The 14089-nt window shown below is 33.7% G+C and carries 9 protein-coding genes; 1 reads left to right on the plus strand and 8 read right to left on the minus strand.

The annotated features are described in order from the left end of the window. Positions 1-178: 178 nt before the first annotated feature. The 6 genes from L1276_RS13145 to L1276_RS13170 form a co-directional block, all read right to left on the minus strand. Positions 179-2968, minus strand: a complete 2790-nt coding sequence (locus L1276_RS13145) for a pitrilysin family protein (protein WP_253788486.1) — start codon at positions 2966-2968, stop codon at positions 179-181. A 112-nt stretch (positions 2969-3080) separates the two neighbouring features. Further along, positions 3081-4217, minus strand: a complete 1137-nt coding sequence (locus tag L1276_RS13150; RefSeq protein ID WP_253788487.1) for a TlpA disulfide reductase family protein — start codon at positions 4215-4217, stop codon at positions 3081-3083. An 83-nt stretch (positions 4218-4300) separates the two neighbouring features. Then, a complete protein-coding gene (locus L1276_RS13155) occupies positions 4301-5500 on the minus strand; it encodes a TlpA disulfide reductase family protein (RefSeq protein ID WP_253788488.1) in 1200 nt (399 codons plus the stop codon). 65 nt (positions 5501-5565) lie between these two features. Continuing rightward, positions 5566-6969 (minus strand): RagB/SusD family nutrient uptake outer membrane protein, encoded by a 1404-nt coding sequence (locus tag L1276_RS13160; protein ID WP_253788489.1) that lies wholly within the window; start codon positions 6967-6969, stop codon positions 5566-5568. 17 nt (positions 6970-6986) lie between these two features. After that, positions 6987-10577: a SusC/RagA family TonB-linked outer membrane protein gene (locus L1276_RS13165; protein WP_253788490.1), complete on the minus strand. Its 3591-nt coding sequence runs from the start codon at positions 10575-10577 to the stop codon at positions 6987-6989. 239 nt (positions 10578-10816) lie between these two features. After that, complete coding sequence (locus L1276_RS13170) at positions 10817-11968, minus strand: FecR family protein (protein WP_253788491.1); 1152 nt, start codon at positions 11966-11968, stop codon at positions 10817-10819. Between the two features lie 278 nt (positions 11969-12246). Here L1276_RS13170 and L1276_RS13175 point away from each other — a divergent pair, with 278 nt between their 5' ends. Continuing rightward, positions 12247-12852: an RNA polymerase sigma factor gene (locus L1276_RS13175; protein WP_253788492.1), complete on the plus strand. Its 606-nt coding sequence runs from the start codon at positions 12247-12249 to the stop codon at positions 12850-12852. A gap of 15 nt (positions 12853-12867) precedes the next feature. Here the strand turns inward: L1276_RS13175 and L1276_RS13180 are convergent, their stop codons facing one another. Together L1276_RS13180 and L1276_RS13185 are read right to left on the minus strand one after the other, a co-directional pair. Continuing rightward, complete coding sequence (locus L1276_RS13180; RefSeq protein WP_253788493.1) at positions 12868-13218, minus strand: gamma-glutamylcyclotransferase family protein; 351 nt, start codon at positions 13216-13218, stop codon at positions 12868-12870. Positions 13219-13290: 72 nt separating this feature from the next. Then, entirely contained in the window at positions 13291-14013 is a 723-nt protein-coding gene (locus tag L1276_RS13185; protein WP_253788494.1) for an MBL fold metallo-hydrolase, read from the minus strand. Between the last annotated feature and the right edge of the window lie 76 nt (positions 14014-14089).

Below are 14089 nucleotides of genomic sequence, written 5' to 3' on the forward strand. Positions count from 1 at the left end.
TCTCTTAAAGGTCTTTCATAGAAAATGGCTTACTAATTCAGATTCTAAAATGAAAATAATGAAAGACGACTATTAAAATAAATTTTAGATTTAAAATTAAGCCTTAGTTTGCAATCCCAGTTTACAGCGAAACTGAATACTGTGACTGAGACTGCACACTGAGACTGCTTATAAAAAACTACTTCAACGGATTCCCGTCTTTATCCAACGAACCTGATTTGATAATGATCATTTTGTCTAATTGAATGTATTTTTTAACGGCATCATTTACCTGCTGTAAGGTCACTTTTTCAATATCTTTTGGGTATTGTTCGATGTAATTTGGCTCTAAACCTCTTTCTACAAAACCTAAAATAGTTCTTGCCATTCCGTTTGTGGTTGACATTCCTACTTTAAAACTTCCAATTAAATTGGTTTTCTTGTTTTCTAATTCTGTTGCGGTAATTCCGTCTTTAACCCATTTATCAACCTGAACTTTTGTAGCATCTAAACCTTTTTGAAATAATGCCGGGTTAAAAGAGGCGTTTACAAACCAGTAACCTCCGGTTGTAATATTTCCTCCTAAACCAGATGAAATACTATAGGTTAAACCGTCATTGTCACGAACTGTCTGCATTAAACGTCCGGCAAAACCGGCACCTAAAGTATAATTGGCAATGTAAAACGGAATATAATCAGCATCTGTTCTTTTTAAGCCTGTGTATTGTCCGATGAACAATTCGGCACTTGGTTTTTCCGGAATTGTTACTACTTCTGTTTTTGAATTGGCTTTTACGGCTTCTTCAAATTTCATGTTTTCTACTACTCCGCCATTCCAGTTTTTGAATGATTTTTTTAAAGAAGCATTTAAAGCAGCACCTTCTGTATCGCCCACAATTACTAAATGCATAGAAGCCGTTCCGAAATATTTTTTGTGAAAAGATTTCACTTCATCTAAAGTTGCTTTTTTGATATTTTCGATATTGTCTTCAACACTTAAGCTGTAATTTGGGTTCGCCTTTGGATAAATAGCCTGCGATAATGCAATGCCTCCTCTTTCGCCCGGATCGTTTAAATCCTGCTGTGTGTTTCCGATAAACTGCTGTTTTAAGTTTTCAAATTCTTTGGCATCAAACAATGGATTTCTTAATTCTTCTGCCAATAATGTAATCACCTGATCTAAATCTTTTTTCAAACATTTAAATCCAATATTGATTTTGAAAGTTGAGGCATTTACGCTTAGGTTTACGCCTAATTTTTGCAGTTTTTCTGAGAATTTAAACTTGTCATTCAACGTAGTTCCTTTTGACAGCATTGACGCTGTTAAAGACGGAATCATATTGTTTTTGCCTTCATTTGCATAATTTCCTAATGAAATACTTGCTGCAACGGTTACGAAATCTTTAGCCGAGGTTTTTACTGAAATCACATCAATTCCAGCTGCTTTTTCTCTTTTGTAAGCCGAAGCTGTTTTTTCGATTATTGTATCATCAAAAGCGATTTCTGTTGTGTTTTTTTGTTCCGATAAAATAGCTGATCCTGATTCTTCGTGTACATGTCCATCTTCTGAATGTCTGTAATAAAAAGGTCCGTTTTCAGTAATAAAGTTATTTGCTTTTGCCGAATCCTGATTTTGATTTCCAGATTGTTTCGGAATAAAATAACCCGTTGTACTTTGGTCTTCAACTAAATATTTTTGCGCAACGCGAAGAACATCCGCCGGAGTTACTTTTTTTAATCTGTCAACTCCTGTTACATAATCTGTCCAGTCGCCCGAAGCAATCGCTTCATTCAATTCTGATGCAATTACGCCAGAACCATCTCTTGCTAAAATGGTCTGTGCACTAATTTTGGCAACTACTCTGTTTACCTCATCTTGTGTTACGCCTTCTTTTTGAATTTTTGCTACCACTTCGCTGATTTTTGCATCAATATCTTCATGTTTTGATGAGGTTGGAAAACCAACTCCAATAGTAAAAAGACCGACTTCTTTGAAATTTGTTGCACTTGCATATGCATAAATTCCTAAACGGCTGTCAACGAAAGTTTTATTTAAAATAGCCGATGGGCCGGAACCTATAATTTCTCCCAGAATATTCAACGCTGGAAGATCTTCGTGTAAAGCACCCGGAATTTTATAGGCTTTATTTATTACGCCTAATTCTCCCGGTTTTCTCACTATAATTTTACGTGCGCCATATTGCTGCGGTTCCTGCGTGTAAGGTTGCGGCATTACGTTTGGCGCTTTTGTAATTTTGCCGAAATACTTTTCGATTAAATCAAAAACATTCTCTTTTTTAAAATCTCCAATAATGGTTAAAGTCGCATTATCCGGCCAATAATAGGTATTATAGAAATTACGCAAAACTTCGATTGGTGCATTTTCTATATCGGATTTCCAACCAATTGTGGAGTGATGATACGGATGTGCAATATATGCCGAAGCCCAGATTTCTTTGTCTAATAAGCTGTTTGGATTGTTTTCGCCGCGTTCAAATTCGTTACGGACAACCGTCATTTCTGCTTCTTTATCTTCTTTTAATAATAAAGAATTACGCATTCTGTCGGCTTCGATTTGAAGTGCCAGTTCTATTTTATCACTTGGAAGTGTTTCGAAATAATTTGTACGATCATACCATGTTGTGGCATTTAACTGCGCTCCTGTATTTTGTAAAACATCTGTAATAGTATTTCCGTTTTTTTTGTTGAAACCCGGCGTTCCTTTAAACATTAAATGTTCTAAAAGGTGTGTCGATCCTGTGTTTCCTAAAACCTCATGTTTAGAACCTACACGATATACAATCTGTACGGTTGCAACTGGCGAAGCATTGTCCTGCAAAAGCAAAACATTCATGCCGTTTGGCTGGTATAAATATTCTTCTATCCCGCCTAATTCTTTTATTTTCTTGAAGTTAACTGATTTATTCTGCGCAGAAACAAGCGTGCAGAATGCTAGTGAGCAATAGCCCAGAAGGATGTGTTTTTTCATGTTTTTGTTGATATTTTTTTAGTTTTCTGCCGCAGTCACACTTTGCAGTTTGAACTGAGACTGAGACTGGGACTGATCCCGACAGCTATCGGGAGCGGCTAAATACTAGTCTTTAAGATTTACTGAAGATTTCTTTTAGTTTAGATTGTAATTCTGCTTCTCTAAGGTTTTTGGCAACGATTTTTCCGTCTGGACCAATTAAGTAATTCGTTGGCACCATTTTTACTCCGTATAAAACAGCGGCTTCGTTCTGCCATCCTTTTAAATCAGAAACATGAGTCCAGGTTAAACCGTCTTTTTCAATTGCTTTTTCCCAAAGTTTCTTTTTATCATCTAAAGAAACTCCTAAAACATCAAATCCTTTTTCGTGATAGGTTTTATAAGCTAAAACTACATTTGGATTTTCTTTTCGGCATGGTCCGCACCAAGAAGCCCAGAAATCTACCAAAACATATTTGCCTTTGTAATCTGAAAGTTTCACTGCTTTTCCGTTAATATCAGTTTGAGAAAATTCCGGAGCCGTTACGCCTACAGCTGTTTTATCATTAAGATCGATAGCTTCTTTTAACTGTTTTCCGTAAATTGATTTTTGTACTTCGGGAGATAAAACGGCATAATAGGTTTTTACCTGTTCCGGAGTTCCATACGATACAATTCGATCGTTGATTATTAAAGCTGCTGCTATTTTATCTTTATTTTTTCTGATAAATTTATCGGTTAAATCATCGGCGAAAGCGGCAAGATCCTTCCACTTTTTATCCATCATGGTTTGCTGTTCGGCTGTTAATTTTACTTTTCCGTTTTGAGTTAAGGAATCAGATAATTTATAAACAGGGCCAGCGATATTCTGGATTTTTTTGAATTCATTATCGTAGTAGGATTTGTAAATATCATTTTGTGCTGTACCGCTGATTTTAGCTTTATAGATAGAATCTTTTTTGGCTTCAATTTTTATGTCATCGTTATCTAAAAGAAAGAAAGCACCATATTCTTCTCCTTTTAATTTAACGGTATATAATAAAGGTTCTGAAACTTTTCCTTCAAATGTAAAAGTTCCTCCTTCCTTAATTTGTGCAGAATCTGCTATTTGTTTGTTTCCTTTTTCATCTGTATTTTCCAGATAAACCATTCCTTTATCTAATCCGGCAATAGTACCGTTGATTGTGTAACCTTCTTTTTTAGAGCAAGAAGTAGTTACAGATGCAAGTGCCAATACAATTAATGACGATTTTAAGATTGTATTTTTCATGTGAGTTATTTTTTTAGTTTTTTGTTTCCGTTTTCAGTCACGGTTTTCAGTTTTCAGCACTTACTGTGACTAAAAACTAAAAATCAAGATTTTAATAGTTCTTTTAATTTTGCTTCTAATTCTGCACCTCTTAAATTATCGCTGATAATTACACCTTTACTATCAACTAAATAGGTTGCAGGAATTGCTTTTACATTAAATGCTTTGCTTACTTTGTCATCATCTAAAAGATTATGCCATTGCATATTTTCAATTCCTAAGGCTTTTTGCCACGCTTTTTCGTCTTTATCAATTGAGATACTTAAAATTTCAAATCCTTTTCCTGAATATTCTGAATAAGCTGTTTTTAGGTTTGGAATTTCTTTTCGGCATGGTCCGCACCAAGAAGCCCAAAAGTCAACCAAAATGTATTTTTTTCCTGCTGTAATATCTTTCGCTGCGTATGGTTTTCCGTCTTTATCTTTTAAACTGAAATTAGCAATGCTTGTTCCAATTAATGATTTCGGATTTAAATCTTTATCTAAAATTTGTCCGTAGTAACTTTTCTTTGCTGTTTCAGAAAACTGATCGTACAATGGTTTTTGTTCCGGTGTGAAATAACTGAAATTTGTCATCATAAAAAACGGTCCCCACCAAGTTGCTTTATGTTTTGCAATAAGATCTAATGTTGTTTTTTCTACTTTGGTAAAAAAGGCTTTTTCTTTTGCTTCAAAAACTTTCCATTCTTCAGTGCCATAAAGAGAGTCTAAAGCTTTTTTATTTCCTTCTTTTCTGGCTTTACTTACTTTATTACTCAATTCATCTATTCCTACGTGATAGGCAGTATAATCTTTATCTAATTCTGCTTTAAAAGCGGTTTCTTTTTCATAAAACTCATGTGATTTAGAACCCGTGATCTTTATATCTTTAAAAGAGATCCATTCTCCTTCTGCTTTGGAAACGCTTCCTGCAGCTGTAATTTTTATTTTAGAATTTTCGGCCATTACAGAAATGTTTCCTTTGTTTTTACCAAAGATAATATAGAAAAAACGCGGTTCGTTTAATTTTCCTGTAAAGGTAAATTTACCTTCTTTTAGTATAGTTTCTGCTACCGGCAATTCTGATGAATGTGTACCACCCGGAATTAATTTTACAGTTGTCCCATCTTCAAGACCTGTAACGTCTCCGTCAATAGTGTAAGACGATACCGTCGAAACTGCTGTCTTTTTCTTTTGCGCCTGACTGTTTGAAATAGTAAACAAACAGATGCAGACTGCAAATATTTTATATTTAATTGTATTCATTTTTGATTGATGTTTTTATAGAAAAGCTTCCCTTTCGGGATTCCTAATCAGGAAGCTTTGAATTATTATTTATTTACGTTTTGTGTTAATGTTCCGTTTCCTGGATTTTGTGTTGCTCCTTGTGGGAAAGGCGATGTCCATAAATGAGAATCCGATTTTAATGTGTACGTAACTCCATTTACTACTTTAGTGAAACTAACTTTGTAAATTCCTTCTGCATTTAAACGGCGTGCATCTGCATAAGGTGTAAGCGTTTGCAGCAGTTCATTATTTTTTGTTTTGTAAATAGCGTTCAAAGCAGCTGCTTTATCTGTAGTTGAAATATCCTGATAAGAGGCTGGAAGAATACGAGTTTTACGAACCCCATTTAAAATAGCTAATGCTTCACTGATTTTATTATCACGTGCTAAACACTCCGCTTTTATTAAATAAACCTCAACAGTTGTAAGTCCTCCAAAATTGTACATTCCTGACAATATTGAATAGTAGTAAGTATCAGCTCCTACGGTTCTTAATTTCCAACGAGATTTTAAACGTGCATCTCCCGTTTCAAAACGCGCAGCTCTTTCTACTGGTATGCTTGGTTCTCTTCCTAATGAACGGCTTGAACCGTGTCTAAAAAAATAGTTTTCAACATTGTTATATCCCATCGGCGAAACTGCTGTTGTATAAGAATTTGGAACATCTATAATGGCTTTATTTGCTTCGTAGAAAGCTGCCCAGTCAAAGAGTTTATTATTTTCTGCTAATGCCAAATCAGCATATTTTAAAGCCTCCGTATAATTATTCATCTGCAGATAAACTCTTGAATAAAAAGCATAACCTGCTCCTAAATTAGGATGCAAAGCGGTTTGAGAAACCTTAGGCAAATAAGGCAATGCTTCTTTAATGTCATTTAGAATAAAATCATACATTTCCTGAATGGTTACTTGTTTGCTTGGCGCATTGATATTGGCACTCGTAATTAACGGAACTGATAATTTTGTTGCTGCGGTAGAAGCTGCATAAGTATCTGCATAAAAATTAGTCACATAAAAAAAGTTCATAGCACGCATTATTTTTGCTTGTGCCCAAACCACTCTCTGTTCTTGTTCAGTCGCTTTAGTTGTCGAAAGCGCATTTTCAATAATTAAATTAAAGGACGAAATTCCGCCATACGTTGTATAATATGTAGATTCATCTGATACTTTCAACGCAATACGATCTGCATTTTCGTCCCACATATAATTTGCATTATACAATCTATTACTTGTTAGAGTAGCAGCTGTTATGAATTGATCATTTAGCACGTATACAGCTCCCAGGATATCTAATCTTGTATTATATTCATCGCGCAAAAAAGCTTCATAGTCTGCTAATGTTTCTGGAGATTTTGCTCCTTTTGGCACATCGCTCAAGTAATCATCGCAAGATGCCAAGGTTAATCCTAAAACCAATAAGCACGCTGCTTTTTTATATATATTTTTCATCGTCTAGTCTTTATAAATTAGAAATTAACATTTACACCCATAACAAAGCTTGGAGATATGAAACCGCCTAACATATATTTGGCATCTCTGCTTTTGGCAAAAGTATATACGTTTTCTGCGTTCAAATTGAATCGTACTCCGTCTAGTTTTACTCTTTTAATAATATCTTTTGGCATTTGATACGCTAACGAAATGTTGCTCAATCTTAAATTTGATGCATCCAAAATATTAATATCTGCATACGAATAAATAGTACGAGATTCTGAATTAAAATCTGCTTCATATTCATAAACTGCTCTCGGAATATTGGTAAAAGCTTCATCACCTGGCTGCATCCAACGATCTGCAATACGATTGTTGGCCACCGAAATATCGGTTACATAACCTCCAAGTGCGCCATTGTAATTGTTAGCCAACATTGGCAGGAATGTGTTTTTTACTTTATGTCCTAACTCATAAATGAAAAGAGCCGAAAGTGAGAAGTTTTTATAATTTGCTGAGGTATGAAAAGAACCACTGTGTATAGGAACTGTTGAGCCATAATCTTTAATCGCATCTAACTGACCCGGATTATATTTTACCGCTGTACCTGAGGCATCATAAACCTGAGGCAGTCCTGTATTGCTTAAACCAGCCCATTGGTAACCATAAATGGTGTTAAAACTTGTTCCAATTCTAGGATAAGCCTGTGGATGATCTAATTGTAAATAGTAAACAGGAGCTTTTACATTTACATAATCTACAGTATTTTTATTATAGGCATACAAAACAGCCGCATCCCAAGAGAAAGAAGGCGTTTTTACCATTGTTCCTCTTAAGGTAACTTCGATACCTTTGTTGGTCATTTCTCCGTTATTAAGTGTGTAAGGAGAATATCCGAATCCTTCTGTTGGAATTCCCTGACTAGTCGCTAATAAATCTTGACCTTTTTTATTGTAAAAATCTAGCGTTCCACTTAATCTGCTTTTAAAGAAAGAGAAATCTAAACCAATATTCGTTGTTGTTGTTTTTTCCCAAGATAATTCAGGATTTGGTCGTTTACCTACACTTCCGTAAGTTCCTCCAACATTTGTATTGGAGTAATAAAAAGCTGTTAAATAAGGTGCAGAATCTTTGGCAATATTTCCTGCAATACCATAAGAACCACGTAGTTTAAGAGCATCAACCCAAGCAACGTTAAAAAATGATTCATTGTTAATATTCCAGCCCGCACCTACAGACCAGATAGGTTTGTTTTGGTATTTACTGTCTGTTCCCCAAAGATTAGAACGATCCCAACGAATACTACCAGAAAGAGAATATTTTTTGTCGTACGTATAACCTCCTGTTGAGTAAACAGAAACATAACGATTTTGTAATTCTTTTTCTAATCCAAAGTCGTTTTGTGACATATAACCGCCAAAAACAGATCCGTATACTTTTAATAAATCAGCCTGATTTATTGCTGTAAAAGATAAAGCTTGTGAATCGTAACCATAACGAGTGTTATCATTATATTCTTGCTTTGAATGACGGATTTCCATACCTGCAATCGCAGAAAAATCATGCTTTTCTGCAAAAGTCTGATTGAAATTTAACTGCTGGCGGAAATTATAAGCATTAGAAAACTGATTCGTTTCTTTAAGGATATCTCCATAAGGCAAATTATAAACCGCTTTGTTATTCACAATTGTTACCAAACCATTTACTTTGCTTCTTACATAGTACGAGTCTCTGTCAAATAACTGGCTTGCGCGATCTGAAGCAAATTCATATTGGAACATCACATTGTAAGTAAATGCGTTGCTGAATTCCACATTAAACTTAGCAAACGTTCTGTTTAGGAAATTTTTGTTTTCAGTTAAATTTCTTCCTAACTCGTCCATTGGCGTAATATCCATGTTATAAAGACCATAAGTCTGCATAGAATTAAGCGTGAAATTATTGTAGCGAGAAGCAGCAGTAGAAACAAAATTAGTTCCGTCGTTATTTACCAATTGATTGTATGGCTGCCATTTATAACCCGGATTATCTGAAACAGCAGCTGAATTGATTGGCTTATAATACTGAGTATCTCCTATTCCGTAATTTAAATACGTTCCTAAATCTAAAGACAGCCAGCTGTTAATTTGTGTTGAATTTTTCAAATTAATCCCAACAGATTGGTTTTCAGAATACATATCTTCCAGCTTATTGTCTTTATATGTTATAGACGCATTAAAAGTATTGTTTTCGCTGGCTTTACCTAAACTAAGGTTGTGCTGCATAAAATACTGATCACGTTTTGCATATTTTGCTACATCATCATAGTATTTATAACCTTGAGAACCTAGTTGATTCAAGCGATTATTCATATCTGTTTGAGAAATATTTCCTGCATAGCCATTTAAAATGGTCTGCATCCCTAAACTTTGAAATACTGCATTATTCAATAAAGACTGCGCATAAGTAGCTGAATTAGCGGTTTTCAAATTAGGATTTCCTTCTGCCCATCCTCTTTCTAAACCAATAATATCAGCAGAACTAGTAATATTACCAGTATAATTTCGGTAAGGCGTAACGGTTAAATTACTTGAAAACGAAATATTTGTTTTTCCATTTTTTGCTTTTTTTGTTGTAATTACTACAACTCCATTCGCTGCACGAGCACCATAAATAGAAGAAGCTGCAGCATCTTTTAAAACTGTAATCGTTTCAATATCTTCTAAGTTTAAACTTGGGACATTCTCTTCTATAGTTGCGTAAGGAGTTAATCTAGTATTCTCAACAGGGAAACCATCAATAACATATAAAGGAGCCATCGCATTAACATTCATAGAAGTTGTTCCACGAATTTTTCCATCCTGATACCCCACAATACGTCCTTCTAAAACTTTATCCAAACTGCTTAAACGCTGTTCTTGAAAATCCTTTGCTTTTAAACTTGAGAAAGATCCCGTTGCTTTTTCTGCAGATATATCCTGATAACCAGTTTTCAAAACTAATCCTTCAAGTTCAAGGACATCTTCTTTTAAAACAACATTGATTACACTTCTTCCTTGAACTTTAATTTCCTGTCTTACATATCCTAAATAGGCAAATGCTAAAGTTGTTTCGCTTCCAACAGTTATAATTTGATATTCTCCATTAAAATCTGTCTGAACACCTCTTCCTGAACCATTATCTGAAATTGCGGCACCTGCTAACGGCATTCCTTTTTCATCAGTTACACGGCCTTTTACAATAAAGTCTGCCTCTGCTTTTAATGCTTTTGTTTCTGCAGGAGCTTTTTTTGCCATTAATACAATATGGTTTCCTGAAACTTTATAATCTGTTCCGGTATTGCCAAAAATGGTATTTAAAATCGTCTCGATAGAAACATTACTTTCATTTACATAAATGGTTCTGTTTAAATCAACTGATTTTACATTATAAACAAATCTGTAGCTGGTTGTGTACTCTAATTTTTCTATTGCTTTGGCAACAGTCATATTATTGGCACTGAAAGACATTTTTGTTTTTTGCGAGTACGTTACCCCTGCCTGCATAACCGTGAGAGTGGTTATTAAAAATAGTGTGGTCAATTTCATCTTCAAATCGAATTTCAAAAAAGGCGTGTTGAACCTCATTCTGTTCAATAGTTTTTTCATACTTTTAAAATGTTTTTTAATGTTGGTTGGTTAATTAACTGATCGCATTTATTCTACCGGGAAATGTTGGCGCATTTTCCGGTTTTTTTTTTATAATAACGATCCCTTTCTTTTTGGATTTTTGTTACATAGGCATTCTAGATTTCTGATTTTAGATTTATCCTGCTTCTATTCTCTTCTCTATATTCTCTTCTCTATATTCTTTTCTCTATATTCTTTTCTCTCTATTCTTTATTCTCTTACTTAATAGTTATTTTATCCCTGTCTATATTGTAATCTATTGCGTAGCTGTCGCTAAAATATTTTAAAACCACTTCAATAGGTTCGTTATCAAAACGGGCGTTGAAAATCTCTTTGCCCAGCATTTTATTTCTGTTGATAAAAGTGACATTGTAATGACGTTCCAGCTTTTTGATAATATCCTCAAACGAAGCATTTTTAAACACTAAACTTCCTTTTACCCAGGCTGTATAATAATCTGTATTAACTTCTTCGGTTGTAATTTTTGACTGCCCTTTTATATTCGAACCTTTCATGCCAGGTTTTAAATACACTTGATCTTCGTTTGTTTTTTGATCTTTGTAGAGCGAAACTTTACCTTCGACCAAAACAACATTCGTACTTATATTTTCACTATACGTATCCACATTAAACTTAGTTCCCAGAACCTCAACATTTACATTTTGCGTATTTACCGTAAACGGATGTGCTTTATCTTTCTCAACTTCAAAATAAGCTTCACCGAGTAAATTCACTTGTCGGTTTTGATTTTTGACAAACTGAACCGGATATCGCAGTGAAGTTCCGGCATTTAAATACACAACTGTTCCGTCTGATAATTGAACTTCAAACTTTTTCCCGTACGGAATTTTGATTGTATTGTAAACCAATTCTCCATTTGAATAGGTTTTGTTGTAAACCAATCTGTTTTTTTCCTGTTTCCCAATTATGTTTCCCTTTTCGTCTTTTACATTTCCTGCCTCATTTGGGTCAAGATTCTGAGATTGACTTCCAATTTGAAGTACGATTTCATCTTCTCTCGGAATTACAACATTTTGTTTTGGATTTGATATGGCATTCGAACTTTTATAAAAATAAAATCCGCCTAAAGCCACAATCAAAATCGCCGCATATTTGTAATACGATGAAAACCTTCTTTTGTAAAACACATTATTTTCTTTTTGAATCCTATCCGAAAGCTGTTTTCTAACTTCGGTAGAATCAAAATTATTCATGGCTGTCTCTATTGCGTAATTGGTTTTTATAAAATCCTTAAACACAAGTTGGTTTTTATCCTCTTTTAACCATTCTGTCAAGGCTTCAATTTCCTCCTGACTCGCCTGATTTGTGATAAATTTAACAATTAATCTCTCTGACTTTTTTACTGTCATTTTAGTTATTTTTAATATTATTACGAAGCCAAAAAACAAAACCCTAACAATTTGATAAAGTTTTTTTCATTTTGATGAATTTTTTATTTTTCACAAGTCTTTTCTTTCAATAAATACGACTAAATTGATAGAAGTTAAGAAGTAAATGCTTTTATCTTTGCCTTTTTTGATGCTTTATTTGTACTAATTTTCAAATAGAAAATAAAAAAAACAGCGAATTTGATTCAAATTCAATCTCTCTTTAAGCGTTAAAAATTTTAATTTATATATTTGTTTCTATGATAAATGCTGATTACAACAATAATGATGTATTAATTGAGTCTCTACGAAACGGAGATGAAGGCGCATACACTTATTTAATCGACACATATCATCATAAGCTTTGCGTTTATGCTAACAGCTTAGTAAAAAATGTTTACAGTGCCGAAGATATTGTACAAAATGTTTTTATCAAGGTTTGGGAACAGCGCACAAGACTAAAAACAGATCATGCCTTAAAAAGTTTTCTGTACAAACTGGTTTACAATGAATTTATTGATTTGTACAGAAAAAACCAATCCTTGTTTTCATTAGAAAAATCGTATTACGATGCTTTGAACGGAATTGTTCAGGAAGATGATTCTGAAGCTTTTCAAAGAGTTTTAAATGCGGTGAACAAAGAAATTCAAAATCTGCCTCCAAAATGCAAAGAGGTTTTTATTTTGAGTAAAAAAGAAGGTTTAACCAATATCGAAATCGCAGAACATTTAGATGTTTCGATAAAAACGGTTGAAGCTCAGATTACAAAAGCTTTTTCTATTTTAAGAACTTCGTTGGAAGAAAAAGTAAAAAGTGTTCTGTTTGTGTTATTTTCGACTAAAAAAAAATTCAGACTAAATATTTAATCTGAATTTTTTGACTTATTGATTTAAAGCATAAATAAATCCTATTCCCTTTTTTCCGTTTTCGAGTTCATATTCTGTTTGAATTCGCGTATAACCATCGCCTTCAAACTCGTCGAGATAATCCCAATGTGAAAGTAAATCTTTTGAGAAAAGAACATAACAATTAATAGTTTCAGCCTCTTGAGTATCTACAGGAATAAATCCATGATATCCTAAAGACGATCCCCAGCCTCCTTCCTGCAGTTTTCCTCTTATAGCTGCTTTTTGCCAGTCTCCTTTAATAGAATCCATAATCGAATGATTGGATTCGCCAGGTGCCAGCGAACCATAAATAATTAAAGCCGAAATTGATTCCAAATTACTCATTGTCTATATTCTTTAGTAATTATCTATATTTTTCCTCTTTCCTCTTTCCTCTTTCCTCTCTCTCTTCAAAAACTAAAATTCTAAAACCGGTGTTTTCATATCATGATACAAAAGTACTTTCCAGTTTTCGTCTTTAGCCTGCTGTTCCCATTTTTTACGTGATTCCATAGCACGTTTTCCGTCAAAATCTGTTTTGTAAGCTACGTGCATAGATAAATATACTTTTTGAGGTAAATCATCGGCACCATAAAAAACAATTTCATCATCGGCTTTGATCCAGAAAACCTGATGAAATTTGGTATGTCCAGCCGAAACTTCGTAGAAAATTTCATCAGTAATAGTACCGCTGTCATTATCCATTAATTCAACATTGGAAAGTTTTTTCAGCTGATTCAATATTTCAAAAACATACGACGGATTATTGACTTGTTCTAAAGCAAAATCTATTTCTCTTTTTTGAATATAAATCTTTGCATTTGGAAAATTTTGAATAAAATTACCGTTTTCAAAATAACCAATTCCTTCGATATGATCTTTATGAAGATGAGAAACCAAGACTTTTGTAATTAGATTTGGTTCGATATTATTCTTTTTAAGCATTTGATGAATAAAAGGAATTCCATCATTTACAAATCCTAAACCGAAATCTAACAATATAACGTCATTTTCTGTAATAATCACAAAAGGCTGAATTGCCATTTTTAGTCCCGGATCATTTGTTTTTTCTGTTATAAGTTTGAATTCTTTTTTAGAATCGGCGATATAATTTCCTTCTTGTAAAGCTATAATTTTCATTTTGTTACTTGCTTTAATTTGCAATACAGCAAAGTTCTTAAGAATTTCTATATTTGTAAAACCTTATTTTTCGATA

The sequence above is a fragment of the Flavobacterium sp. HSC-32F16 genome (genome assembly GCF_024171645.1).
Taxonomy (GTDB): domain Bacteria; phylum Bacteroidota; class Bacteroidia; order Flavobacteriales; family Flavobacteriaceae; genus Flavobacterium.

Bases quoted from the DNA above. Each gene is read 5' to 3' on its own strand.
- L1276_RS13145 (WP_253788486.1), bottom strand. From the start codon at position 2,968: ATGAAAAAACACATCCTTCTGGGCTATTGCTCACTAGCATTCTGCACG.
- L1276_RS13150 (WP_253788487.1), bottom strand. From the start codon at position 4,217: ATGAAAAATACAATCTTAAAATCGTCATTAATTGTATTGGCACTTGCA.
- L1276_RS13155 (WP_253788488.1), bottom strand. From the start codon at position 5,500: ATGAATACAATTAAATATAAAATATTTGCAGTCTGCATCTGTTTGTTT.
- L1276_RS13160 (WP_253788489.1), bottom strand. From the start codon at position 6,969: ATGAAAAATATATATAAAAAAGCAGCGTGCTTATTGGTTTTAGGATTA.
- L1276_RS13165 (WP_253788490.1), bottom strand. From the start codon at position 10,577: ATGAAAAAACTATTGAACAGAATGAGGTTCAACACGCCTTTTTTGAAA.
- L1276_RS13170 (WP_253788491.1), bottom strand. From the start codon at position 11,968: ATGACAGTAAAAAAGTCAGAGAGATTAATTGTTAAATTTATCACAAAT.
- L1276_RS13175 (WP_253788492.1), top strand. From the start codon at position 12,247: ATGATAAATGCTGATTACAACAATAATGATGTATTAATTGAGTCTCTA.
- L1276_RS13180 (WP_253788493.1), bottom strand. From the start codon at position 13,218: ATGAGTAATTTGGAATCAATTTCGGCTTTAATTATTTATGGTTCGCTG.
- L1276_RS13185 (WP_253788494.1), bottom strand. From the start codon at position 14,013: ATGAAAATTATAGCTTTACAAGAAGGAAATTATATCGCCGATTCTAAA.